We start from the raw sequence: 26,698 nt of genomic DNA, 5'->3' as shown, positions 1-26,698 counted from the left end.
AGATATTCAATGATGCACTAACGGGCAGGATAAGGAAGAAGAAAGTAACTAATTTCTAATTTTCTAAAGTAGTATATACTAATTAAACAGGGAGGTTATCTAATGAAAAATAGGTTAAAAATAGGAGAATTGGTATGTGCTATTTACTATAAGCGATTAGATGAGGTAGAACGATTGATTCAAGAAGGTGTAAACGTTAACGGAAAAGATGAAGGAGGATATACACCTCTTCATTGGGCGGCGCAGAGTGGTAATGTTGATGTCGTCGAACTACTTTTATCTTTTGGTGCTGATGTTAATGCAAAAGACGAAGAGGGATTTTCTCCTCTATCTTATGCTAATTCACAACGCAATGCACAAATTGTAGATTGTCTTTTACAGTACGGAGCTGATAGTAATGAACTAGAATCTAGTAACGAGATTACTACCGTTCTATTTGCCTGCTGTGATGACGAGAATGAAACAGAAACAGAGGAAGTAGAAGATGGCTTAATTTTCAACTCAGAACAAGATTATGATTATTGGGGGACTTCTTCTGATGAGGAAGAATATGAAATGGATCCTCCTTCAACGACACTACTTGAGGAAACGTTAGGAGCATTAGAAGCAAGACTAGATATTAATCCTGTTTGGAATGTACAAACAGAAGAAGGATATACATATAATGCACAATTTACTTTTAACAAAGGTGCTTCTGAAGAGGAAATTAATACGTTTGAAAATACACTAAAGGTAAAATTACCCGTTGATTACAAAGAATTTTTACAAAGACATAATGGAGCACACATCTTTATTGACGATAAGCAAGGAATGGCTTTTGAATTACTCTCTCTCAATGAAATTCTAGCTACTTGCGATTACGCCGATTATCCTGAAGGATGGTTTGGCATAGCATATGGATTTGATGGAGGAATGTTAGCAGTAAACACGAATGATATCAATAATGATGAAAGAAACGCTAAATATTTGTACTGGGTGGATTGCTGTGCTTATGAAGATGGTGATAGGCTAAATACAAATTTTGAAACGTTTTTAGACAGATTCATAGTATGTCAAGGGACAGATTATTGGAAGTGGTTTGTTTAATAAAAAGGGATAATTGTTAAATCTCTTTTATTATGTGAAATAATTCACTTAAACAAACAGGTGCTAGAGCTGAAAATCAAGGCTACTATTTAGTAGCTTTTTTGCTATGCAGCTACGGAGCAGGTTAGTTGCATACGAATGTTGAAATTTATAACTTATAAAAGAAGAATTATTAACTTTTTACTAAATTTCTGTTCATAGCTTTTTATAAAAATAGTATGATTGATTCAAATGTTTATTAATGGAGGAATAGCGCAATTATTATGAAGGTAAATTATGAACAATTATATACATTCGAAGACCCAGTAGACTTTTTTGAACCAGCTTTTAGGGTAAAAAGTATCGATAAAAAAAATCTTGATATCTCAATTCCTTTATTAAAAGGAGAAATCAAACCAGATAATCAGATTTCTTTTCAGTATTATATGGGTAATACCAAACCTTCAAGCATTATTTATTCTGGAATGTTTGATGTACTTATTGAAAAGAGCATTGCAGAATTACTAAGAGAAAACGGAATTACAGGATACAGATTATATGACGTTATAGTTTTCGGTGAAAATATGGAGAGGTATGAAAATTATTATGGTTTAAGCATTACAGGGCGTTGTAATACCCTTGATTATTATAGGAGTAAGCTAATTCATTTGGGGTCAGCCAACGTCCCTTATCTTAAAGGAGTGTTTTTTGTAAACGATTATTGGGATGGTAGTGATTTCTTTGTTGAAGAACCTGATGAAGAAGGAAATTATAATATGAGTGTATATGTAAGCGAGAAAGTAGTTAATTTGTTTAACAAGTACAAAGTACAAAATATAGAATTTGAGAAATTAAGTGAAAGTACAACCAGTTTAAGCTCTGTACAAAGTGGGAAAAAATATAAGTTACCACCAGAGTTACGAGATATGGAATAATGTTTAATAATAGTACAGCCCATAAAAGGTTGAAATAATTATTTGTTCGAACATTATATTTGTGAAGAAATTCACTTAAACTAACAGATGCAATAGCAGAAGATCAGAGCTGTCATTTAGACGGCTTTTTCTTATGCAGCTAACGTGGCAGGTTAGTTGAAGAGTGTTATTTATCTTGTGTTCAACTTTCAGACCATATTACCGAATAGTTGTAAACTGGCATACAACAATTGTTTTGTTATATGCCAGTTTTTTCTTCATATTCGAGTATATCACCAGGCTGACAATTTAATATCTGGCAGATTTTTTCTAATGTGTCAAAGCGAATACCATGCGCTTTACCTGTTTTTAGTATTGATAAGTTAGCTTGGGTAATTCCAACTTTTTCAGCTAACACTTTTGAAGAAATTTTTCTTTCTAGCATTACTCGGTCTAGATTAACTTTTATCATTAGGAGCTCCCACTTAAATCATATTGTTGGAATCTTCTTGCAAATATATTCCGTATTTAAAAACCACATAAAGCGTATAAATGATGGCTAATAGAAGAATGTTTCCTATTAAACTTGGACTAGAATTTGAAAAAATATTACTGACATTGTAAGCGTGTAGTTTTGCAAAGAACAGCTGACTAATGAACTGCAAAATGGTAAAGCTAGTAATCGCGATTAAGATTAGTTTGAGGTACTTAAGATTTTGGGATACAAAGAAGTCTTGTACATAAATATTACCGATCATTTTATGGAGAGAATACATAATGATAAACAAGCAAGCAATGATTGCTAGCGCTACTAAGCAAGAAAGTACTAACAACCATACTGATGGGTTTGTGTTTGAGTTTAAATCTACATACTGTAGTAATTGTTGTTTGACTCCGTTCGGAACTAACAATAAAGATCCAGCCGCAAATAGTAATATTAATCCGGCAAACGCACATAAAAATTGAGCAATTAGAGACATAATTGATAAAAATTTCAAAACAGTCTTGGTAAAAAGATTCATTAGATATAGCTCCTTTTATCATTTTACAATATTTTACTTTTTATTATAAAACAATTAAAGAAGCTGAAATCATCAGCTTCTATTTTATGCAACAAACGGAGCAGGTTAGCTTAACAACAAATTTAAATTGTAGGTGATATTTTAGTAAATGAATTGGGTAAAAGAAAATAAGGAGGAATACATATGACAAAAAATAAAGTAAGTCTTTATTTAGAAATCCTAGTATGGTTAGTCTATATTTTTCTTGTAGCTCCATATCTAAGAATGTCTTTTTTTCTTATATCAGTAGTTGTCTTAGCGATAAAAAGTTTAGCATTTTTTATTGCTACTAAGAAACGGAATACTATAATCATAGGAATATCAATAAATGTTGTTATGATACTCGGCTCTATTTTAATGTGGTACATCGGACCAATATTTTAGATAGTTTGTTTAGAGGTAATCCTAGTCGAATCAAGTAATGATATGTGAAATAATTCACTTAAACAAACAGGTGCTTGAGTTGAACAAGGCTGTCGTTTTGACAGCTTTTTTCTTATGCAGCTAACGGGGCAGGATAGTTGAATAAGAGAATTCTACATATGTAATAAAAACTAGTAAAAATAAGCAGGGAAATTTCCCTGCTTATCTTAAAACAAACGTTCATATATTTCGTTATTTCTTTTGATTTACTATCAAGTTCATCAACACAGTTAAGTCGTATTTTTTATATCATTTTTATGGTTTGCAGTTTGTACATATATAAACAAAAAGATAAGTAGTTAAACTACCACTTATATGGCTTTAAGAGTACAAATTAATGATGATCTGTAAATTGTGTATTTCAATTAAACATTCTAGATATTCCATAATGTTTAATTGTCTCTAAATTAAGTTTCTAACTTCTAAATGCCATCTTTAATGACAGATATTTTTTAATCTTCAAACAAAGGTGCGGTTAAATTTCCTGATACAAGCATATATATATAATATAAACTAATTATTATCACAATCAGACTAACTACTATTGTGCAGTACTGAAGTTTCCTGTTGCTTTTAGCAATTTTTTTTGAGAATACTATGAGAACTATCCCTAGTATTAGAATGAAGAGCATAACTGATAGAAATATTTTAATCAGTCTCCTTTTAATGATGATAAATCACTTCGATACTACAATCATCATTACTTCTCTTCTTGCCTCTTTTTGTTTGACATAAATATATCATTCATATCTTGTGAAAGTCCTCACAAAAAAAGAGACATTTTCTATTCTAATTGTCTCTTTTTTGTTATATTCTATGACGTTCATGGAAAGTAAATAGAAAGAGCACTAGGTGAACTGACTAATTACTTAAAATCAACTAAGTTTGTGAAGAAATGTTCTTAAACAAACAGGTGCGTTAGTGGAACAAGGAGATGGCTAAAAAAGCTGTCTCTCTTGTATTAAATCGTTAGCAACAATCTTTATGAATAGAGCCTAATAAAATCATCTTTAAATCCTCTTTGATGTGTTCGTCACCTTCTAGAATGAGTTTTGATCAGTTCTTTTTCATTCATTCAACTATTACCTTCTTTTTTAAAGGCTCTGTTCATATAATTTGTTGCTGAGAAAGACATACTGTTATAATAATTAAACTGATTATGACAGTAGCGAATTTGAAATGTTGCTAGATATGTATGAACAATTTTCAGACCTTCCCAAAGATGAACAACTGAAGCTTTTCTTTGCTATGAAAGAAGATTTGTTTCCTGACTCTACTACCAACATCTCAAATAAGATTGTGGATATTCGGGAGAAACGGTTTTCTAATGGATTAGCCTGTCTACATTGTGGGAGTATGTCTGTTAAAAGAAATGGTACATATAAAGCTCGTCAACGTTATCTTTGTAAGGATTGCGGTAAATCGTTTAACGATATGACTGGTAGCCCTTTGTCTGGTACTAAATATCCTCATAAATGGCTTAAATACATTGAAATGATGGTGGCTGGTAGTTCGCTAAGAGTTATCGCTAAAGAATTAAAAATCCACTTGAGTACCGCCTTTTATTGGAGACATAAGGTGCTATTTGCCCTGCAATCACTTGGTCATCAGAAACTGTTAGGCATAGTCGAAAGCGATGAAACCTTTTTCTTGGAGAGCGATAAAGGCAAAAAGAATCTTACTCACCGAAAACCTCGCAAAAGAGGAGGTTCTGCATCTAAAAGAGGTATATCTAAAGAGCAAGTATGTGTAGTTGTCGCCCACGATAGAAACGGTCAAATCCTTTCAGAAGTTGCTGGTAAAGGACGCATAACAGCACTTGATATAGATGCTGTACTAGGAGATTATTTAGATGATTCTGTTTTACTCTGCACAGATACAGCAACTAATTATAGGAAGTTTGCGGTTATGAAAGGATTGAAACACGAAGCTATTAATGCACGTAAAAAAGAATATGTTCGTCAAAAAATTTATCACGTTCAGCACGTTAATAGTTATCATCGACGACTAAAAGATTGGATGGAACGATTTAATGGTGTAGCAACAAAATATCTAAATGGCTATTTGATATGGCATCGTTTCTTAGAATTAAACAAAAAATTTTCCTCTAAAGAAAATACGAATGAAATGTTATTGAACACTTGCAAAAAAGCTAATTTCACAACCGTAATCGGTATTAGAAATTTCAACTGATGCATATCGTTTGTTTCAACCATTGGGCAGGTTAGCGGAAGAAGGATAATTTGAACAAGATATAGAACTATTAAAGTATGTAGCTTAGAGCAATCACGGAGGGGGAGAATTATTTTTATGCGGTATTTACGTTTATTTGTTTTATCATTTGTTCTTCAAATTGCGTACTTTATGCTATTAATAAAAGATGAGAGTATAACAATGTTAGAAATGGTTGGTTTCTCTGTAATCTTTACGATTATTTGGTATTTAACGGATAAAATACTTCCATCTAGAAACAAAGAAATAAATTAGAAATATAAATAAAAGAGGACCCAAAGGGTCTTCTTTTATTTAATACAGTAGCAACAATCTTTTAGAACATAGCCTTTTTAAAACAGTCTCAAAGATTATTCTTGAAAGAATAATTCTCTAAAGAATAATCTTTATCATTCCTTTGATTTGCGTTATAGACCATCATATTTTTTTATGTATACGACAGTAATTTCTTACGATATCTCTCTAACTAGAAAGTCTAGTTCTTTTATTTTTTCCTTATATAGGAACGAGAGTTTGTAGAAATATAGTAGAAAAATCAATAGGAAAAAGAGTAATAACTCTTTTTCAAAGTATAGTTTTGGAAATCTACTAAATAGAGCTATTAATGATGGGAATATAGGAAATATTTTAGATATAGAAGAACGTGAAAGAATAAAATAGCAACAAAGGGAACAAGCTTACAAAGAATATAACAAGGAAACCGATGAAGTACGGTTCCACCAAGATACTGAAAGAAAGTATAGCAAGTCTCCTAAAAGTCGCTTAACTATTGGGGTATTAAACCAAGTAGGATTAACACTGTTTTATTTGGAGATATGCACTAAATAGAGGAGTTGGTTGGTAGAAGATAAAATTATACGGTATATATAAGGAATTTTTAATGTATATTTTTTCGGTAATATGAGTACTATGTAAATATTCGTTTCGGCAATATACTTATCGAAGTATCCTAAGATAAGTGCATTACCGAAATTAATAGCCTAAAAAAGCTTGATATCAAGGGATTTATCACTTGTTCGATTTAGAACTATAATGTATCGACTAAGCTAGTTCGGTAATGTAAGCAGTGTTCGGAATACTTTTTCGGCAATGTAAGCAGTTGTATTTTAGGGCATAAGAGGAAGCAGTATTTGATTAACAGAGAAAGTTGTTGGTTAAGTGGGACGGCGGTGTTCAGATAATAATTGAAAATCCTATCTGATGAAGTTAAGCTGGAGGCTTAATCAGTTGTAGGGCTTTGCTCTATTACAAGGTGGACAACGGGCTGAGGTTCCTCTAGCTAAATGTACAAAAGACTGTTGCTTATAATAAACAACAGCCTAACTTGTCTTCATTTCTAAAGAGTCATCCATTAATGTTTCAATCTCGACATAAGGGCTTAAACGATATTCGATGTTGAAATGGTCCCGCTTGAAATCAAACTCAATTTGTTTGATAGACAGTAGAAAAATGGAACGTTTTTCTTCGGTGCTATAGCGGTATATGTCTAGCAAAAAACGTGCTATTATTTCTAATAACATCTGATCCTTGGATAACTCTTCAATCCGCAAGAGAACGCTCTGGTAATACAACTTCTGTTTTTCCTGAAACTTTAGTTGTGATTCAACAGCTTGAAGAAGCTCTTCATAAAATTCATCAGTTTCCTTTAATGTTCCTAATTTATAACGTAGAACATCTATATCGTCTTTTAAAGATTGGATTGTTTTCGCACACATTTGTTTCCAATTTGATGATACTTTTTTAAACGTTTGTATTTGAGATTTTAATCCTCTAGCCCATCTCATAGCAAAATCATTGATTGTTTTTTGATGTAGAGTATCTTTTCGAACTTTACATTTGCAATTGGAACAAAAATAAAAGGAACTATCATTCTTCGATTTGGCAGACGTTTGGTTCTTGGTTTTCAATGTTTCACCACAATCCTTACAAAAAACAAGATTTCTCAATAGAAAAGGGCTATTCATTCGATCCTTATTCTTTGAATTCCTAAAAAATTGAGTGATTTCCCAAAGACTAGAACCTATTAAACCTTGATGATGGTTGGAAAACAAAGAGATTTCTTCAATTGATTTCTTTTTACTGTTCGAGTAACTTGTTCGTGCAAACCAAGTTAAGTCTCCTTTATACCAGTGATTCGTTAAGATGTACCTTATGGATGAGTCATTCCAGTGGTTGTATTCAGAAGGAGAAGGTACATTTGAATTTTCCAATAAGGTGGCTATTTTCTTTTCACTATAGCCGTAGCTATATAGATAGAAAATGAATTGAACAATAGAAGCATTTTCATCAGGAATTAGTTCGATATCCTCTTTTGATAACTTTGTGTATCCATAGGGATAGCGAGAACCAGGTCTTTTTGGTTTACCATCGTTAGGAGATTTGTTAATAACACCATTATGGTAGCTGTAAGCAGTGCTAGATTTTCTAGCTGATTCCTCATAAGCAAGTGTTAATCTCATTTGAACAATGGGGTCGTTTTCGTCCCATTCTCCTTCCAGTTTAGTAGAATATAATGTTAGAGTGGGTATTTTTTCTTTTACAGGTACTATGAAACCTGTATAAAAATCTTCAATAAGTCGGGTGACCCGTGATTCATCGAAAAAAATAACAGAATTTGCATTTGGATTTCTTAAAATGAATTCTTTCATTTCATTCATTTTAACTCGGTGTTGTGCTGTTGTGTGATAAGCGGATGTGGCAGCTTCGACAAATATAATGACAACAAGAAATCCTAGGGATTTTGCTTTTAATAAAATCTCTGCTTCCTGGATAGATAGAGAGTGACCTGTATTTTGTTTCTCCTCGGTTACTAAGTAAACCCCATTCATATTGTAAGAGTATTTATGCTGAATCCTCATTTGAAAAATCATTCCCTTCAATATAATTGCTGAAAGTAGTATGGTAAATTAGGGCATCTGTGCTTACTTCAACTTTTGAAAATAGAAGAGCGAATACATACTCAATTTGATAATTTTGTAATTCGTCTGTAACTCGTTGTTTAACTATAGATACAAATCTATCAATGCCACTTTGTGCTTGCCCAATTTTTTCTAACAACATATCAAGTTTGATCATTGCCTTTTCGATAGATTTGCCCTGCTCAATTAATTGTTTTAATGTTGTTGTTTTATTAGAGCCGATTAAATCCGTCACTTCTCGATGTGTTGTGTTTAACTGGTTTTGTAGAAAAGCAAGTTCTTGCTTATAATGTTTTTCCAATTGGAAAAGGTAATTGCAAACATCTTTTTTTAATTCTTTCACCTGGATGCGCTCTAATACATCTGTAAGGTGATTGGTGATTAATTGATTAAAAAGTCTCACTTCTATTTGAATCTTCGGATGTTTTTTCGAGCATACATAGTATCCGCTTTTTCCTAATTCAGTTGGACGAAAGTGCATAGGTTTTTTACAAATATGACAAATAGGAGTGTTAATTCCATTGTTAGTGGAACTAGCTATGGCGTTTTGTAATTCTTGCTCATATTTTGCTAAAACTCTTTGAATCTTTAAATACTCTTCTAAAGAAATGAGTGGTTCTACGTAAAGAAGTGGTATGTATTCATCTTGATATTGTAAGTGACCTGAATAAAAAGGATTTTGTAGGCATTTGAGAGCTTTTTCTGGATTTTTAAAAAACTTCCTATGCTTAATGAACAACTCAATTAAATTTTCAGGTGATTGGCTATCGATTACAGAATAAAAAAAACTTTTTAATTCATTCGCTTTTTCCTGATGTGGAATATACCGCTTCTCATTTCTTTTTCCGATTACATCAAAACCAAGGATCGCATTAGGATATCGCAATCGAGTTTGTTGGGTTCTTCTTGCAATAGTTCGACCATCAAATTGAGGGAATATTCCGTATAAAGATTCAATAGCTAATACTTGAGAAAATAGTGGTTGTCCAGGATCTGTAAAAACAACCTTCACTTTAAATTGATGTAGTTTTTTGACTAGCTCGACATATTCATAAAAATTACGAGCCAATCGATCTCTGCTTTGAACTAGTAATGTGTCCACTGTTCCACTCATTATTTCTGTTAAAAGTTTTTGGAATTCTGGTCTATCTTTGGCAGCTAGTTTATTTGCAGAAACGTTATCATCAATAAATCGTTTTACAGTGTCTGTAGTGATGTCGTTTTGTGATAAGTAAATTTCAGCTAAAGTAATTTGCTTTAGTATGTCTTGTTCAGCAGTTGATACACGGCAATACAAAACAATATTTTGGGTATACAATTTTTTGACATCTATGTAGTCCATACATCTACTCCTTTTCCATTATGTCTTTGTTATGAAGCAAAAACGCTCCTTTCATTTGTGGAGGTAGCTCAAGTTCATCTAAAATAATTTTTTCTATGAGTCTTTTAAGAAAATAAACGGATTCCTCTTGTGCATCTTCATTAAATGAAACTTTTACTACTGGTTTATGTGACATTTCAATCATCCTTTCGTCAATGAATTAGTACAATCATTGACGAAAGTGATTTATTTTATACTATTGTTTTTTACTATGATTATTGAAATCTAGCTCCATTTGGTAGTGAGCTGATTGGTCAGAGTCACTATCAAATGGTGTTATAAAGATGCCCTCAGTAATTGCTGGCACCTCTAGTTCTTTCAATAAATGAATCAAGTTATTCATTCAAATCCTCACTTTCTGATAGATAGTACTGTACAAAACGATGAATGATTTGTTTTGAAATACCAAGGTTTTCACAGTTTTCCAATATTGAATCAATCCAATCTAAATCGTGTTGTTTTTCTTTCATTTGGTGCTCCTTAGTTTACTATGAATTTTTCGAACGAATTATATTGCCGGAAATTTAGGTTTTCAATAGGTGATGCTAGAAAACTTCTTTTTTTTGCCAAATTATTGAGTAAAGATTTTTCGTTAGGTGTAGCGATTGATCTTTTGAATCATCTACTACATTTTTTACGATGCTTGGTTTTGTTGTTGAGCAAGCCAATCGAAAAATTTCGTTTTAAGTACACGTTTTGAACGGCCGATTCGGATTATAGGAAAAGACTCTTGTTCCATATATTCATAAGCAGTTGGTTTTGAGACGCATAAGATTTCTGCCAAATGAGCGGCTGTTAATACGAGTGGATATTCTTCTATAGTTTTATACATTTACATTCTCCTTTAATAAAAAACAGATTAATTGTTTGTGATTTCAATTGATACCTATCATTTTAAAATGGTTGGAACTCGAAGTGGAAAAAAAGATTTTTTAATAGTCCACGAATCGATGAGTGGATTATATACCAACTGAGATTCGCAGATGAAAAAAGATTTTTTAAGCAAGTCCACGAATCGATGAGTGGATTATATACCAACTGAGATTCGCAGATGAAAAAAGATTTTTTAAGCAAGTCCTCGAATCAATGAATGGATTATATACCAGCTGAAATGTGAAAATGAAAAAAGTTTTTTTAAAAAACTGAATCAATGATTAGATTCAGGTTGTAATAGATTTTCCATAAATAAAGCCTACTATTATATATCAAATAAACTATGCAAGGTGAAAAAATTTTCATAGTACGTGTTGCTTCATTAAAAATTCTATATTGTACATCATTTGAGTTTAAAAGTGGGAAAAACTTTTGGGGTTTAATGCTCTGGAGATTTTATGCGGTATTATAAATGATTTTGATGTAGAAGTGGAGAAAAAATGTTTCCATATTAGAGGACGTTTTGTGAATTTATTGAGAATATGTGAGTGATTATATAAATGATCAGAGTTGTGTATGGATAAAATAAAATTATTCTTAAAAGTTATTTTAAGAATATTAATCAGCCAATTGAAATCAATTTTGTTTTGTAACTCATTTTTAAAAAGGGCAGTCAGTCCTCTAACACGAGGTGTTCTTCTTTTTTATATTTCATTTTTTATCCATTATGAATAGACCGGGTATTATAATACTAAGAATCAACAAAAATGTTAAAAAAGAACATTTTTGGGTGTTTTGTAGTATAATTTCGACGTAAAGAAAAATAAACAACCGAGTAATTTTACTTATAATGATATGAATATGTATTTGTTGAAAGGAAGAGAATTATGAAATTAAAGAGCTTAGAAATAGAAAACTTCAGAAATTTTGAATTTGCAAATATAAATCTAGCAAATCAAAATGTTATTTTTGGTATGAATGATGTAGGTAAGACAAATTTTATGTATGCCCTTCGATTCTTATTAGATAGAGAAATACGTAAGAATGGATTTAGAGAATCAGATTATTATAAAAACAATACTGAAAATGAAATTAAAATTACGCTTGTAGTCAGTTTAGAAGATAGAGAATTTGATGATGATTCGCAACATATAATTGCGAAGGTTGGTGGATCAAGGGCAACTAATAATGGGGAGCAGGATTTATTTTATTTTCGTGTAACTGGGGAGTATGACAAATCAGAAGGTGTTGGAATTACAAAATTATATTGGGGGAATAATATACAAGAGTTAGATGAATTGATTCAAAAGGGGATTTACAGTCCTTTAGATAAACTTTTTAAAATTGTTTATGTAGATCCAACTATTGACCTTGCTGAAACGTTTGCTAAGAATAGGAAACATTTTTTTGACCAAACAAAATTGAATGAATCAGATATTACTATATCAAAAGAAATCAAAGATCTTAGTTTAACATTAAATGAAAAGATTAGTAGTATGGAGGTTATAAAAAAATTCCAAGAAAATTTAACCAGTGAGTACAAGAAACTTAAAAAAGAGAATATTTCTATAGAAATGAAATCGGAAATTTCTATAAATGGATATTTTGGAAATTTAATACCATATTTAAAAAGAGAAAATGATGATAATATCTATCCTACTTCAGGAGATGGAAGAAAAAAAATACTGGCATACTCTATTTTAAATCATATTATCCAAGAGCAAACAGGGAATCAAATAATAATTTATCTTATTGAAGAACCTGAAAATAGTTTACATAGATCAATGCAAATTGCTTTGTCTAAACAGTTATTTGAATCTGCAGTATATAAGTATTTCTTTTTGTCTACACATTCTTCGGAATTATTATATGAATTGGATAATGCTTCATTAATTAGGGTGTTCTCTAAAGGAAAAGTTAACTGCGAATCGTATGTATACTGTGTTGAAGATAAATATAAGAATGTAAAAAAAGAATTAAACAAATCTTTATCTACAGCATTGTTTGCTGAAACAGTTCTTTTGGTGGAGGGTCCCTCAGAAAAGGTTTTATTTGAAAAAATCCTTGAAGAGATTTATCCAACATATGAATTGGATGGGGGATATTTATTGGATGTTGGTGGTATAAACTTTGAACCTTATATCAAAGTATTAAAAGCATTAGATATAAAGCCTATTATCAAGACAGATAATGATTTAAAAGCTAAAAGAGGTAATCCAACAAATTTTGACTTAATAGGTCTCAATAGATGTTTAGGAGCAATGGGTTTGCCCAAGAAAGAAAGTGTAATCTTAGATTATATGGTGCCAGATGACTTAGGTGAGTTGAAAAAAGATGAGAATCTCAAGATAGAATTGATTTTTGAAGAAAAGAAAAATATTTTTGCGAAATACAATAATGATATAGAAGAGTTAAAGAAAAATAATATCTTCTTGTCAGAAATTGATTTAGAACACGATTTATATGAATGTATAGGTGATAGGATGACTGCTATACTTGGCGAAAATCCTATTAAATATCTTCAAAGTCACAAACTAATAAATATGATTGAATTGACAAATAGTCTTTGTAAAGATGATTGTAAAAAAATATTAGAACATAAACATTTTGAAGCTCTTGGAAAGTTGGTGCCAAGTGATGCAAATTAAACAAAAAAGAAAGATTATAGACCAGGAACAAAGAGATGCTATTCTTCAAGATAGAGAAAGTATAGTTGTTTCCGCTAGTGCAGGTTCAGGAAAAACAACAATAATGGTTCAGAAACTAGGTTTAGAATTAAACAACATTAAAAACCATAAGACAGTAGCTGCAATTACATTTACTGTTAAAGCAAAGGAAGAAATAAAGAAAAAGTCTAGTAGTATAACAGATGAAACTTTTGTAGCTATGACAAATGATTCGTTTGTAGAAAGTGAAATAATTAGACCGTTCATACAAGATGCTTTTGGAAAAGAGTATAGCAAAGAATACACAGTAGAATATGGGGCTGATTTTAAATTCGACTCTTTTGAAGACGGATTAGAGCAACTTAAACAACAAAAAATTCTTGGAACCTTTAGAAATAATAAAGAAAACTTTAACTTTAGGTTAGCATTAAAAGTTTTAGAAAAGTCTGTAGCTTGTCAAGAATACCTAAAAGCAAAATATGAAATGATTTTTATAGATGAATATCAAGATTCTGATTTAGATATGCATTTATTATTTATGAAATTAAAGGAGTCTTTAAATATAAGATTATTTATTGTGGGAGATAAAAAACAAGCTATTTATACGTGGCGAGGAGCTATGCACAATATCTTCGACTTACTAGATCAAGGATTCACGAAATATGAATTGGTAACAAATTTTCGTTGTGATGAAGAAATAGAAAACTATGCTAATCTTATACATAATCACAAATATTTTAAAGTATCAAGAAATGAGACTAGTAATGTTATTTTTATGAATAGTAACCATAATTCCTTTAATTTTAATAGCTTTTCTGCTGATTTTCAAAGATTACTTGATAATAATAGTATTGATATTAACAAAGAAATTACAATCCTTGCTAATTATAATAATGATGCTATCAACATAACAAATAGATTAAATGAAGCTGGATTTAATTTTGTTTTTATTCCAAGGACTCCAATTGATGAAGGTCTCCCTAATGGATTAATTTTAAAAGAATTAGCATTTTTTATAAAAAATACGAATTCTGTTTATTCAATTCACGATTTTTTGGAAAAGTTGCAAATAGATGATAAAAGACAAGTTAGAATTAATATTGAAAATATCATTAAAAAATTAAGAAACAAAGAGGTAGTTAAAGCAGAATATATCACAAATGTATTGTATGAGTTATTTGCCTTTTTAGGAGTTAGTATAAGTGAAGAGGAAATATCAAAATTTTGTATTAGTGTTTGCGATGATCAATATGATATGGCATTTAGATTAGCAGAAGAAAGACACAAAGTAATGACTGTTTTTGCTTCCAAAGGATTAGAATTTGATCAAGTAATTAGTTTTTCAAAGTATTATAAAATATATAATAATGAAAACTTAGAAAATCATTATGTTTGTGTTACCCGTGCAAAAGAAAAATTTGTTATGTTTATCGATGATTTCTTATATTATGAATATATAGCTGAGTTATCTAAAGACTCAAAAATAGAAAATCTTAATCGAATATTATGTTATAAGGATTAAAATAAAAAGGTAGCTTTATAGCCTTTACTTCAACAAAAAGATTGTGAATTAACAAGAAATGTACAATTGAACTTTAAACACCCTCAATTGAGAGTACTTAAAGTTCAGTTGAAATGTTTACCAATTTCTCTTTACCGAGAATTCCGACCCTTATACCTTCTTTTATAAGTTCTATTAATATTCTTCTTCTAAATCTAATGGACTTGGGACAAAAATCTCTTTACCATTTTTATCTTTTTTATAATAAGCAAATCTTATCTCTTTCCTTGTTTAAGTAAATCGCAATAATCAGTCGATTTTATAATCATATCCATTCACAAAAACTCCTTTTGCATAAAATACCATATTTTCTATTAGTGGAAAATTTCATAATTATAAGTATATAGAAAGAAACTAGTATTGTGAAAAGCCAAAGTGTGTAGTTGGATAATTGAAATAAAAGGTATATAAGATAATTTTAACTAGTAATTCAGATAGCTATGCTAAGTTTTTATTAAACAAAGTTCTATATTTAATATAAATTAGAATAAAAGTCAGATTGATACAATGTTCTTTTTTAGGCGCTTAGTAATAAAATTTTTATTATAGACCACTTACTAACCAAAAATGCTCACACATTTGCTCACCAAATTATTTTATTGAGCTTAATTTATTTAACTAGCTTGATTTATACACCCTTCAAAACCTTATTTAATCAAGCTTCCTTGAAGGTATTTAACTGAGCTTATTTCACCAAACAAAATTGACAGGGATGTGGTCAAAGATTCAAATCCCTCTCCAATAATCACTTATCATGAGCCAGAAACCTTTATGTATCAAGAGTTTCTGGCTTTTTGTTATTCATACAAATAATTGTATGTTTAAAACAAAGAGTTTGAATAACTTGTTAGATTTTAAAACAAGTCTAATGATATAATCTAAGCTAAGAAAAGTCATTTCAGATGTAAGCATGGAACGAGAGGTAAGAAATTTTGGCTATTAAAATAAATGAATTAATCGAGTATTTTGCGACTTCAACAATTGAATTTAAAAATGCTTTTAAAAGTACATTGCCTGTAGGGAAAATAGATACGAATCGAAAGACAGCCTTTCAACTTTGTGGATTAATTATTCCGTTAAGGGGGACTGCGCGTTTTTCTTTGAACGGTGTTCCTTATCATATAGATGTAAATACGATTGTACATGCTGGAGAAGGTATGGATATAAAGATAAAAACATATGAAGAGGATTGGACATATGTTGTTGTTCACTATCAGGTAATACAAGCCAAGGATGAGTTGAAATCATTTGTAAATCAACATTTCTCTATAGAAATTGATAATATGCATGAAGTTCAAGAAATTCTTAATCAATTATTAACCAAAAATATGAATCCAGATTATTTTTCTCAATTTGAATTAAAGGTTATTTTTATGAATTTGCTACAATCTATTTTAAATGGTGCTAGAAATAGTCAATATAATCTTACTTTGCAGCAGGTTACACAAATATTAGATTATTTCCACACTCACTATGAAGAGGAAATAGTCATTAGTGAAGTAGCGGATATGTTCGATATTGATCGAAGAAGAATTGCTTATTTGTTCGAAAAAATAACAGGGTTAACGCCTATCCGATATTTGACGAGGTATCGAATCTCAAAGGCGAAGGAATTACTTACAGCTAGCGAATTGTCAATTGCCGAAATATCAGAAGCAATAGGTTATCAAGATAGTTTTTATTTTAGTAGGGTGTTTAAAGATTTAACTCAAATGTCTCCTAGTCAATTTAGGAAAGTGCATCAAAGTTAAATTTTGTATACGAAAAATTATCAGAAAAATAAACATGTATAAGGCAATATTATGGGTGTTTCCGAAATAGGAAAGTCCATTGATATTGCCTTATTTTATTATCAAACTATAGGACTGTTGAAATGTTAAGATATGCATAAAAAAACAGACCCTTTAAAAAGTCTGTTTAAGCAGGATTTTCCTTTCTCCTCCCAAAATATGAAATTACTAATGCAATTGAAGGAGCAAGAGGTAAAAAACCGATGAAGTAAAATATAGGACTCAAGAAAGCCATCCCACCAAGGAACCTCGTGAACTGGGATTTTTTCTGCACCCCTTGAACAAACAGTAATACTCCTACTATTATCATAGTCACCAAAAAGCTATTTAGTAAATATATATTAATTCCCTCCAGTGTATCGATAAACTTAGATATATTATATGCCAATTATTGTGAAATGGAATATAACAGAAATACATAAAACTATAAAGTTTACGAAAACAACCTTAATAAATATTTTATGGTGAGATAGTATTTCAAAGGTCTTTAATTCAAACATTATGCTAGTTAGAGTTTCAAATGTTCTCGTAAAGTGTTGGCTTTTTCATTAAACCACATCGTATGATACACAAAATGGAATAGTCTGATTCTCGATAATAGTAGCATTAATTTGGAATACATCATTTAAGACTTGTTGTGTCATAATTTCTTTAGGTGAACCAATTTTAATAATTTCTCCATCTCTCATCGCAATAATGGTATCTGAAAAGCGTGCAGCTTGATTGATATCATGTAAAACCATTACCACAGTACAGCCATGTTCTTCATTTAATTTTTTTACAATTTTCAGCACTTCTACTTGGTGAGCCATATCTAAATAAGTAGTTGGTTCATCTAATAGAAGAATATCTGTCTTTTGTGCTAACGCCATTGCTAGCCATACACGTTGTCTTTGTCCACCCGATAAATGTGAAAGTTCACGTGATTCAAACTCCGTTGTCTGTGTAACTTCCATCGCCCAATTAATAATTTCTATATCTTCTGGGGATAGTCGATTAATATTTTTTCGATGCGGATAACGACCGTATGAGATTAACTCACCAACCTTTAGCTGTGGTGGAGCGGAAGGGGATTGAGCTAAAATAGCAAGTTGTTTTGCGATTTCTTTCGTTGATAGTGTTTGTAAGTCTTGTTCTTGAAGAAATACTTTCCCTTTTTCTTTATTTAATATTCGTCCAATTGTTTTTAATAAAGTAGACTTACCACAGCCATTTGGACCTATAATCGTTGTTACCTTTCCTTGTTCAATTGAAGCATATAAGTTTTCAAAAATAATGTTACGTTCATAACCTGCTGTTAATTCCTCAATGCGAATGGCTGTTTGCATTCTATTGTCCTCCTTTTAACGAGATTTCACTAGTAGATATAAGAAGTATGGAATACCGAGAATGGAAACGACGATTCCAACAGCTAACTCAGATGGAGCAAATAATGTTTTCCCAACAAAGTCTGAGAATACGAGCAAACCTGCTCCGATTAATGCACTTACAGGTACGACTAGACGATGTCGAATGCCAACCAACTGACGAGCGATATGAGGTGCCATTAAGCCAATAAAACCTATGCTTCCTGATACAGATACGCAGGCACTCACTAAACCAACACTTGCCAGTAATAATTTGATTTTTTCTCTTTCTAATTTAATTCCTAAGCTAATTATGGTGCTTTCTTCAAGTTGGAAGTAGTCTAGTAAATGTGATTTTCTAAATACATAGATTCCTAAGAAAATAATCCATGGTAGCATCGAAATGATAAAGGTCCAGTTGGCATTATAAATGCTACCTGCCTGCCATAGAGCGGCAGCTTCAAAGTCTTTCTCATTCATTTTTAATGAAATATATAAGGATAAAGCGCCAAACCCGCTGTTTATTGCAATCCCAGTTAACAAAAGTCGTTGAACATCAAGACGACCATATTTAAAAGAGAATGCAAAAATGATGGCTGCGGCTAATGTGCCACCAACTAACCCGAAGAAAGGCATTAACATAACATTTAGCCATTCAGAACCATCTGTACGAATAGCTTGGAATTGAAACAAAAACATAAAAATGACTACAGCTGCACCGGCACCCGCATTAATACCAAGAATACCAGGATCGGCAAGGTCGTTTTTCGTAATTCCTTGTAATACACAACCTGCTAAAGCTAGCCCAATGCCTACTAAAATGGCAATAATAATTCGTGGAAGACGTAGCTCAAAAATGACAAGTCTAAATTTCTCATTGTCGTCTAAAAAAAAGATAGTTTTAAATACTTGTGATAAGCTCATATCAAACATGCCATTTGTAATATGTAGATAGAACCCAATAATAATAAATGTGCATATTAAGACAATTTTTAAAAATATGTGTTTCTCCTTTTGTCTAGGCATGTTTACCACCCCCACGAGATCGAATTAAGTAAAGGAAGAATGGTATTCCAATGAAGGCTGTTACGACGCCAATAGGTGTTTCAAAAGGATAGTTTATAAATCGTGCAACTAAATCACAAAGACTTAGGAATAGGGCTCCAATAAGTAGGGAGCAAGGAATAATGTAACGATAGTCAACTCCTACCAGAAATCGAACAATATGGGGGATTACCAGTCCAACGAAAGCAATTTTTCCTACAAGTGCAACAGATGTTCCTGTTAAAAGGACAACGGAAAACATAGATAAGTAGCGAATAAGTTTTGTTTTTTGTCCAAGTCCAGTCGCTATATCTTCTCCTAAAGAAGTAATGGTAATGCCACGTGCACAAAACAAGGCAAGTATTATCCCGACTACACCAAAAGGAATGGAAAGTAGTAACATTTGTGTATCAATCATATGAATTTTTGTATTATACCAAGCAGCAACCGTTTGGGAAATTTGGAAATACATTGCGATTGCTGATGCTACACTGCTTAAAAAAGTTCCAATTACTGTTCCAATGATAGCTAAACGGACAGGGGATAGGCCATTTTTGATGGCGGATCCAAATCCAAAAACTAATCCTGCACCTAAAGCTGATCCAAATATAGATATAATAATCATTTGATAAGGCGGTAATCCAGGTGCTAGGATAATAGCCAATGTAATAAGAAAAGCTGATCCATCATTTACACCCATTAACGATGGAGAGGCAAGATAGTTACGCGTAATTCCTTGCATAATTGCACCGGCAACAGCTGAAAAGCCACCGACGAATATAACCGCAATAGCTCTTGGGATTCTACTTGTAACAATAATTTGATGATCTGGATTACTCGGATCAAAATCACTCAGAGTTTGCCAAATTGTTTGTATGCTAATTTCTTTTGTTCCATATAGAATAGATACAATCATAATTCCGATGATTAAGAAAGGAGTTATGAGCATAATAATACTTGGAATGATTGGTTTTTGATTCAACTTTTTACACCTATCTTTGATGTGAAGAATGTAAGCTTAATTACACTAAGCTTACATTCTTCTAATTTACATTATTTTACTATCTTTTCTTCTGCAATATTTAAGAATGTTGTTTTAGACCAAGCTGTACCGCCTTCAGCAAGAGGAGCGATTGTATTTACATAGATTTCATTACTTTGAGATGCTTTTAAACTTTTGAAAATAGCATTTTTCTCAAGGTCTTCTAATGCAGTTTTTGCCTCAGCATTTTCTGATTCTTCAAACTGTAAGAAGATAATATCTGGGTTGATATCTGATAAAGTTTCTAGTGATAGTTCAGCTTGTGCTTTAGCTTTTGCTACAACTTCAGGGACTTTTAAACCTAAATCTTGATAAAGAACAGGGTTAAAGTAAACATTCTCAGGATATACATACATTAAGCCGCCTCGAATACGAATCATAAGGACGGATTTTTCACTAACATCAGAGTTGGCGATTTTTTCTTTTGTATCAGCAGCTTTCTGTTCGTAATCTGCAATGATTTTTTCCGCTTTATCTTTTTTATTCGTTAGTTCGGCTAACGCTAATAAATTATCTTTCCAATTGGCAGAAATATGAGAGTAAGGTAGGGTAGTAGCTAATTTATTCATTTGAGCCATAACATCTTCTCCCCATTTAGATGTTCCAATAATGGCATCTGGATCTAAAGAAAGAATAGTTTCAGCACTAGGCGCTCTTTTATTACCAATTAATGTAGCACCTTCAAGCTCTCTTAAGTATTCTGGAACTTTTCCTCCTACTTCTAAAACACCAACAGGTTTTATATCTAGTGCTACTGAATCCTCCATAGATTCAAAGCTTGCTGCTACGATATTTTTTACAGGATTAGGAAACGTGTAATCATTTCCTAAATAACTAACTTTTAGTTCTGTAGCTTGTTCTTCTGTTTTAGCCATTTTCTCTTCTTTTGTTGAGCTCCCTTCAGACGTATTACAAGCAGCCAATGATAATGTTAATAAAGTAGCTGCTCCGAATTTTAGATACTTTTTCATGTAACTTCCTCCAATTAAGAATGATTTTCATTATCAATGCAGGTTCCATTCTATCAAATTGGTATAGGTAAATGAATAGATATTTGCGCATAGAATTATGGATTTTTATATTCCATTTAATTTCCATTAATTGTGATAATGACAATTTTTTAAGGATTTATCTAAGAAATATTTTGATATAAATGGATTTTTTTCGAGTGGGAATTTAGATTTCTATATTGTTTTTTATTGTAATTCATTGAACATCAAAAAAATGGTATATAAAAAAATAGTTATATATAGTATTGTTTGTTATTGAGGTTCCGGATTTTTCAGACTATTTGAGGTGCGTTATGTAATTTACTAGAATGATTCTAAAAATCTTATAAATAGAAGAAGGTCGAATATAATGCAAAATACAGAATATACATTTCAAATTGCTTCTAAAGCAACAGAGTATGAATATACGATTCAAGTTTATGTGCCGAATGAGAATCCACCGAAGGAAGGATTTCCGATTATTTATGTGTTGGATGGTCTATACTATTTTGACTTTGCAAAAAATGTAGTTAAGCTTCAATCGTTAAATACTTTAAAGACTAAAATTGAAGCAAGCATCGTTGTTGGTGTTTGTCATCATGAAAAAGATATGAGGGAGAGACGTTTCTTTGAATTCACTGCTCCTGCAAAACAATATATTTTCCCTGAACATGCAAAAGGGAAAAAATTGGACCTAGGTAAAAATGGAGGTGCATCTCTATTTCATCAATTTATAGAAAATGAACTAAAGGTTACTATTGAAGGAATGTTCAATGTCAATAATAATAAGCAAACATTATATGGGCATTCTTTAGCTGGATACTATACACTATGGTGCTATTTGACGCACTGTTATGATTTTCAAAATTATATTGCGATTAGCCCTTCAATTTGGTGGAATGGTAAAGAACTGTATCAGTATTTGGAAAAGGCAAATCATAATAGCTTACAAAAACTATATATTGCTGTAGGGGAATGTGAAGGTTTTATGGTTGAGGATGCGAAAATATTTTATGATAAAATCCCAACTGTTGCAAAGGATCTATATATTGCATTAGGGGAAAATCATTCATCTGTAGTCCCAACAACAATGAGTAAATCTTTTCGATTTGTTAATAACATCAATTGATAATGATTATCATTTTCGTTGACAAACACTTTCTCTCGTTAGTAAACTAAACATATTACAGAAAGGGAGAGATATATGTTTATTCAAATGAGAAGATTTACAGTGGCGGAAGGAAATGCACATCATGTGATTGAAAAATTTAGTAAAGGGGAAAGTCCTGTTTCAAAGCAAGAGGGATTTATCGATTTAACAGTAATGGAGAAAAAAGTGCGTCGTGGTGATGAAGAAGTATTAATTATGATTCGTTGGGCTTCTGAAGCACATTGGAAAGCATGGGAAAAGAGCCCTGAGCATATTGCGGGTCATCGTGCTAAACGAGGGCAAGAAAAACCTGAATACATAATTAACGTTGATGTGGCAGCATACGAATTACGATAATAGATTGGTTGAGCATCCCTATGAGGGATGCTTTTTGTTTACATGCTTGTATATAAACTGATTTCTTCTATATTGTATCGTCTCATAAAGTTTATTCTCCCGTCGCTAAGTATAAGAAGAATGTATAGATTTCGCATACTCTCTTAAATCTTCTTTTCTCCAGTAAGTTACCATCTTTAAATCAAAGTGTAGAACTGAGTTATGATTAAATGAAAAAAGGTGATTGACAAAATTATCAAAACCTTCTAATATTCATATAGACTTAATGCTTACTAAATAGGTGGGTTTTATAAGTTAAATTAGTTTTAGTAGTGTTACTGAACAAAGGGGGAAAACAAATGAGGGGGAGAAAGTTCGGGTTCTTAATAATAATGTTTGCTTTAATGACATTTTTAGCTGCCTGCAACAATGATGAGAAAGCTTCCACTAAGGAAGGAACAAAAGAAAATGCGAAGTATAAAGAGGAAATAAATGTAGCTGTTACTGCACAGCCACCGACATTAGATTCGGCAGTGACTGTATCAGCTGTAGCACTTGATATCACTGGTAATATTTTTGAACAGTTATATACATTGAATGCAGATTATGAACCAACACCGATGCTTGCAGAATCGGTTGACGTAAGTAAAGATGGTTTAACTTATACATTCAAGCTTCGAGAAGGTATTAAATTCCACAATGGTAAAGAGATGACTTCAGAAGATGTAGAAGCTTCTATGAACTACTGGTTAAAAACATCTTCACGTGCAAAAACATTATTAGAAGGTGCTAAGTTCACTGCCGCTGATAAATACAATGTGAAGTTAACAGTGAAACAAGCAAGTTCTGATGTACTTATTTTAATGTCTTCACAAGCACAATTTCCGTCCATTATGCCTAAAGAGATTATTGAGGGAGCTGGTCCAGATGGAGTTAAAGAGTACATCGGTACAGGTCCATACAAATTTGTAGAATGGAAGCAAGATCAATATATTCATTTAACGAAATATGATGGATATCAATCTGTTGATAGTAAGCCGAGCGGATTTGCTGGTAAGAAAGAAGCACCGACGAAAGATTTATTTTTCCACTTCGTTACAGATCATGCAACGCGTATTGCTGGCGTTCAGTCAGGCCAATATGATTTAGCGGATAGTATTCCTAATGAAAACTATGATCAATTAGATGCGGATAAAAATGTGAAATTAGATGCACTACCAAATGGAACACTAACAGCGTTTTTCAATACAAATCAAGGTTTATTGGCAAATGAAAAATATCGACAAGCCATTTTAGCGGCATTAAATAATGATGAAATTATGCTAGCAAGTTTTGCTAAACCTGATTTATATTCGCTTGATGCAAGTTATATGAATCCGAAACAGACTCAATGGGCAACGAATGCTGGCAAGGAATACTACAATCAAGCAGATACAAAAAAAGCAAAGAAATTGCTAAAAGAAGCTGGATATAAAGGAGAACAAATTACTCTATTAACAACAAAAGACTATGCTGAAATGTATTCAGGTACTCTTGTGATTCAAGAGCAATTAAGCAAAATCGGTATGAATGTAAAAGTAGAGAATTTTGATTTCCCTACGTTCCTTGAAACGAAAAATGATCCTAGTAAATGGGATATCTTCTTAGCAAGTACAGGCTATCAATTAACGCCAGCTCAATTATTACCTGTAACACCTGATTGGGCAGGTTTGAATAATACTACAGTTAAAGAGGGATTAGCGGCGATTCGTGGGGCGGCATCACAGGAAGAGGCGAAAGCAGAATGGGAAAAGGTACAAGCTTATTTATATAAATATGGTTCTTCTTCTGTATTAGGTCATTACTATAGTGTGGTGGCAACTACGAATAAGATGGAAGGTTTCGAATTATTTGAGGCTCCAATCGTTTGGAATGCAAAAGTAAAAGAATAATTTCTGACTGAGGGTGTTTCTTATCTAGTTTATTGAATAGCTAGAAGACGCCCTCTTTTATAATGTCAGAAGAAGGAGATTAAAAAGGTGTTAGCGTATAGTGTGAAAAGATTACTTTCTTTAATCCCAGTGTTATTTGTCGTATCGATTGTGATTTTTTTTATCATTCACATTACGCCTGGTGAACCAGCAGCAACTATTTTGGGAATGGAAGCTTCACAGGCAGATATGGATGCATTAAATGCGAAGTTTGGTTTTGACCGACCGATTTATGAACAATATATAAGTTGGATTTCCGGCGTATTGCATGGGGATCTTGGTAATTCAATATTTATGAATATGCCTGTTTCAGAGGCAATTGCTGAACATCTAGGACCAACTGTATCAATGGCGATATTAGCACAGTTTTTTGCCTTAATCTTAGCAATTCCATTCGGTATAATAGCAGCAGTTAAACGAGGTTCCATAACGGATGTGACATTAATGGGAGTCTCGTTAATTGGTATGACAGTACCAAGTTTTTTATTAGGTCTCATATTAATTCTTGTTTTTGGAGTGCAATTGCAATGGTTACCTGTTGCAGGTTATGAACCATTAGCAAATGGTTTTTGGCAACATTATCAATACTTAATATTACCTGCTATTTCGTTAGGAACAATTCAGGCAGCATTAATTACCCGCATGACTCGTTCCTCCATGTTAGAGGTACTTAATTTAAACTATATTAAAACAGCACGAGCAAAAGGCTTGAAAGAATGGAAAGTTATTTTGAAGCATACCTTTCGTAATGCATTCTTACCGATTCTAACTATCATTGGCCAATCTTTCGGAACATTAGTAACGGGTGCAGTTGTAGTTGAATCGATTTTTAATATACCAGGTTTAGGACAGCTCATTATGAATTCTATCGTACGTCGCGATTTTACCGTTATACAAGGTGTGGTTCTAATAGTGACGTTTATTTATGTTTTTATTAACTTAATTATTGATTTATTATACGGTACAGTAGATCCACGAATTCGTTTGGACCGCAAATAAGAGAGGAGGTTTCAGATGCCTACAGCTGAAGAAACGGTTGATATTACAAGTTTAAGTAAGCAGTTAAAAAAAGAACAGCGCATTCTTCGTAGGAAGCGCATACTGACTAACTATCCTTTAGTGGTCGGTAGCGTGCTGTTTATTCTATTAGTCTTTATTGCTCTAATAGGACCAATTGTAATTAGCGTAGATCCAAATTCAATGAGTGTGAAGGATCGTTTACTAGGATTAAGTGCTGTCCATCCGTTTGGAACGGATGAATTTGGGAGAGATGTGTTAGCGCGACTCATTTATGGAGCACGTGTCTCACTACTTGTAGGGCTTGTTGTGGCAGTATTTTCTTCTGTATTTGGCTTAATTATTGGGCTTTATGCGAGCTATTATAAATTACTTGATCATATATTGATGCGCATTTGTGATGGTTTAATAGCCATTCCTGGTATTTTGTTAGCGATCGCGTTAATGGCGGCTCTTGGTGGATCTGCGTTGAATGTAATTATAGCTTTGACAATTGTGTTCACACCGAGTATTGCAAGGACCGTCCGTTCTGCTGCATTAGTTATTCGTGAACAAACATATATTGAAGCATTGCAAGCGCAAGGAGCAAGTGACTCACGAATTATTTGGCTTCATATTGCACCTAATGTGCTTTCACCGCTTTTGGTACAAGCGACATTTATATTTGCAGAAGCTATCATTTCGGAGGCTGCTTTAAGCTTTTTAGGGGCTGGTATTCCTGCACCGGAGCCGAGTTGGGGTAATATGCTTCAAGCTGGTAAACTCGTAATCTACAAAGCTTGGTGGATGGTTGTTTTCCCTGGCGCCTGTATATTCATTTCCGTACTAAGCTTGAATTTATTGGGAGATGGGTTACGTGACTTTTTAGATCCACGTTTAAAACAAAAACCAAAAAGATGGTCTTTTAAAAAATCATAAAG

25 protein-coding genes are annotated in these 26,698 nt (G+C 32.2%); 13 read left to right on the top strand and 12 right to left on the bottom strand.

Annotated features, from left to right (window positions below; translation table 11 throughout):
* The first annotated feature begins 102 nt into the window (after positions 1 to 102).
* Positions 103 to 1,086 carry an ankyrin repeat domain-containing protein gene (locus tag TX86_RS09045; RefSeq protein ID WP_042348196.1) on the top strand — a complete coding sequence of 328 codons (984 nt, stop codon included), beginning with the start codon at positions 103 to 105 and terminating at the stop codon, positions 1,084 to 1,086.
* Positions 1,087 to 1,349: 263 nt separating this feature from the next.
* Positions 1,350 to 2,000, top strand: coding sequence for a hypothetical protein (locus tag TX86_RS09040; protein WP_042348194.1), 651 nt, complete (start codon positions 1,350 to 1,352; stop codon positions 1,998 to 2,000).
* A gap of 238 nt (positions 2,001 to 2,238) precedes the next feature.
* Here TX86_RS09040 and TX86_RS09035 read toward each other — a convergent pair whose 3' ends face one another.
* Together TX86_RS09035 and TX86_RS09030 are read right to left on the bottom strand one after the other, a co-directional pair.
* A complete protein-coding gene (locus TX86_RS09035; RefSeq protein ID WP_042348191.1) occupies positions 2,239 to 2,451 on the bottom strand; it encodes a helix-turn-helix domain-containing protein in 213 nt (70 codons plus the stop codon).
* 13 nt (positions 2,452 to 2,464) lie between these two features.
* Positions 2,465 to 3,001, bottom strand: a complete 537-nt coding sequence (locus tag TX86_RS09030) for a DUF2975 domain-containing protein (protein WP_042348189.1) — start codon at positions 2,999 to 3,001, stop codon at positions 2,465 to 2,467.
* Positions 3,002 to 3,184: 183 nt separating this feature from the next.
* Between TX86_RS09030 and TX86_RS09025 the strand changes: the two genes are divergently transcribed.
* From TX86_RS09025 to TX86_RS26665, 3 genes are all read left to right on the top strand, one after another.
* Positions 3,185 to 3,424, top strand: a complete 240-nt coding sequence (locus TX86_RS09025) for a hypothetical protein (protein WP_042348187.1) — start codon at positions 3,185 to 3,187, stop codon at positions 3,422 to 3,424.
* 1,218 nt (positions 3,425 to 4,642) lie between these two features.
* A complete protein-coding gene (locus TX86_RS09020; RefSeq protein WP_042348185.1) occupies positions 4,643 to 5,656 on the top strand; it encodes an IS1595 family transposase in 1,014 nt (337 codons plus the stop codon).
* 117 nt (positions 5,657 to 5,773) lie between these two features.
* Positions 5,774 to 5,950, top strand: coding sequence for a hypothetical protein (locus tag TX86_RS26665; RefSeq protein WP_154663087.1), 177 nt, complete (start codon positions 5,774 to 5,776; stop codon positions 5,948 to 5,950).
* A 1,064-nt stretch (positions 5,951 to 7,014) separates the two neighbouring features.
* On the opposite strand, the gene TX86_RS09015 is transcribed toward TX86_RS26665, so the two are convergent.
* The 6 genes from TX86_RS09015 to TX86_RS09005 all read right to left on the bottom strand — a co-directional run bounded on the left by TX86_RS09015 (position 7,015) and on the right by TX86_RS09005 (position 10,826).
* Positions 7,015 to 8,553, bottom strand: a complete 1,539-nt coding sequence (locus TX86_RS09015; protein ID WP_195892880.1) for a recombinase family protein — start codon at positions 8,551 to 8,553, stop codon at positions 7,015 to 7,017.
* Complete coding sequence (locus TX86_RS09010; RefSeq protein WP_042348180.1) at positions 8,537 to 9,955, bottom strand: recombinase family protein; 1,419 nt, start codon at positions 9,953 to 9,955, stop codon at positions 8,537 to 8,539. Before TX86_RS09010 ends, TX86_RS09015 begins: the two co-directional genes overlap by 17 nt.
* A gap of 4 nt (positions 9,956 to 9,959) precedes the next feature.
* Entirely contained in the window at positions 9,960 to 10,130 is a 171-nt protein-coding gene (locus TX86_RS26660; protein ID WP_154663086.1) for a hypothetical protein, read from the bottom strand.
* A gap of 60 nt (positions 10,131 to 10,190) precedes the next feature.
* On the bottom strand, positions 10,191 to 10,337 hold the full coding sequence (locus TX86_RS26655; RefSeq protein ID WP_154663085.1) for a hypothetical protein: 147 nt from the start codon (positions 10,335 to 10,337) through the stop codon (positions 10,191 to 10,193).
* Positions 10,330 to 10,464, bottom strand: coding sequence for a hypothetical protein (locus TX86_RS27420; protein WP_268258244.1), 135 nt, complete (start codon positions 10,462 to 10,464; stop codon positions 10,330 to 10,332). Before TX86_RS27420 ends, TX86_RS26655 begins: the two co-directional genes overlap by 8 nt.
* A gap of 164 nt (positions 10,465 to 10,628) precedes the next feature.
* Positions 10,629 to 10,826 (bottom strand): helix-turn-helix domain-containing protein, encoded by a 198-nt coding sequence (locus TX86_RS09005; protein WP_042348178.1) that lies wholly within the window; start codon positions 10,824 to 10,826, stop codon positions 10,629 to 10,631.
* A 928-nt stretch (positions 10,827 to 11,754) separates the two neighbouring features.
* On the opposite strand from TX86_RS09005, the gene TX86_RS09000 reads away from it, so the two are divergent.
* The 3 genes from TX86_RS09000 (at position 11,755) to TX86_RS08990 (ending at position 16,845) form a co-directional block, all read left to right on the top strand.
* Positions 11,755 to 13,515 (top strand): ATP-dependent nuclease, encoded by a 1,761-nt coding sequence (locus tag TX86_RS09000; protein WP_042348177.1) that lies wholly within the window; start codon positions 11,755 to 11,757, stop codon positions 13,513 to 13,515.
* Positions 13,505 to 15,055 carry a UvrD-helicase domain-containing protein gene (locus tag TX86_RS08995; protein WP_042348176.1) on the top strand — a complete coding sequence of 517 codons (1,551 nt, stop codon included), beginning with the start codon at positions 13,505 to 13,507 and terminating at the stop codon, positions 15,053 to 15,055. Before TX86_RS09000 ends, TX86_RS08995 begins: the two co-directional genes overlap by 11 nt.
* 971 nt (positions 15,056 to 16,026) lie before the next feature.
* Complete coding sequence (locus tag TX86_RS08990) at positions 16,027 to 16,845, top strand: helix-turn-helix domain-containing protein (protein WP_052343603.1); 819 nt, start codon at positions 16,027 to 16,029, stop codon at positions 16,843 to 16,845.
* 587 nt (positions 16,846 to 17,432) lie between these two features.
* On the opposite strand, the gene TX86_RS08980 is transcribed toward TX86_RS08990, so the two are convergent.
* From TX86_RS08980 to TX86_RS08965, 4 genes are all read right to left on the bottom strand, one after another.
* Positions 17,433 to 18,212 carry an ABC transporter ATP-binding protein gene (locus tag TX86_RS08980; protein WP_042348171.1) on the bottom strand — a complete coding sequence of 260 codons (780 nt, stop codon included), beginning with the start codon at positions 18,210 to 18,212 and terminating at the stop codon, positions 17,433 to 17,435.
* Between the two features lie 15 nt (positions 18,213 to 18,227).
* A complete protein-coding gene (locus tag TX86_RS08975) occupies positions 18,228 to 19,256 on the bottom strand; it encodes a FecCD family ABC transporter permease (RefSeq protein ID WP_042348169.1) in 1,029 nt (342 codons plus the stop codon).
* Positions 19,249 to 20,223, bottom strand: coding sequence for a FecCD family ABC transporter permease (locus tag TX86_RS08970; RefSeq protein ID WP_042350337.1), 975 nt, complete (start codon positions 20,221 to 20,223; stop codon positions 19,249 to 19,251). The genes TX86_RS08975 and TX86_RS08970 overlap by 8 nt, the downstream gene beginning before the upstream one ends.
* A gap of 104 nt (positions 20,224 to 20,327) precedes the next feature.
* Complete coding sequence (locus TX86_RS08965; RefSeq protein ID WP_042348167.1) at positions 20,328 to 21,287, bottom strand: ABC transporter substrate-binding protein; 960 nt, start codon at positions 21,285 to 21,287, stop codon at positions 20,328 to 20,330.
* A gap of 388 nt (positions 21,288 to 21,675) precedes the next feature.
* Here TX86_RS08965 and TX86_RS08960 point away from each other — a divergent pair, with 388 nt between their 5' ends.
* The 5 genes from TX86_RS08960 (at position 21,676) to TX86_RS08940 (ending at position 26,696) form a co-directional block, all read left to right on the top strand.
* Positions 21,676 to 22,434: an alpha/beta hydrolase gene (locus TX86_RS08960; RefSeq protein ID WP_042348165.1), complete on the top strand. Its 759-nt coding sequence runs from the start codon at positions 21,676 to 21,678 to the stop codon at positions 22,432 to 22,434.
* Between the two features lie 75 nt (positions 22,435 to 22,509).
* Positions 22,510 to 22,812, top strand: a complete 303-nt coding sequence (locus tag TX86_RS08955; protein WP_042348163.1) for an antibiotic biosynthesis monooxygenase family protein — start codon at positions 22,510 to 22,512, stop codon at positions 22,810 to 22,812.
* 338 nt (positions 22,813 to 23,150) lie between these two features.
* Positions 23,151 to 24,722: an ABC transporter substrate-binding protein gene (locus tag TX86_RS08950; RefSeq protein ID WP_042348160.1), complete on the top strand. Its 1,572-nt coding sequence runs from the start codon at positions 23,151 to 23,153 to the stop codon at positions 24,720 to 24,722.
* Positions 24,723 to 24,809: 87 nt separating this feature from the next.
* On the top strand, positions 24,810 to 25,760 hold the full coding sequence (locus TX86_RS08945) for an ABC transporter permease (RefSeq protein ID WP_042348158.1): 951 nt from the start codon (positions 24,810 to 24,812) through the stop codon (positions 25,758 to 25,760).
* Positions 25,761 to 25,775: 15 nt separating this feature from the next.
* Positions 25,776 to 26,696, top strand: a complete 921-nt coding sequence (locus TX86_RS08940; protein ID WP_042348157.1) for an ABC transporter permease — start codon at positions 25,776 to 25,778, stop codon at positions 26,694 to 26,696.
* The last annotated feature ends 2 nt before the right edge of the window (positions 26,697 to 26,698 follow it).

Source organism: Bacillus massiliigorillae (assembly GCF_000380245.2).
Lineage (GTDB): Bacteria > Bacillota > Bacilli > Bacillales > DSM-1321 > Bacillus_AD > Bacillus_AD massiliigorillae.
Note: the sequence above shows the minus strand (reverse complement) of the source record. Positions and strands in the feature narration are given on the sequence as shown.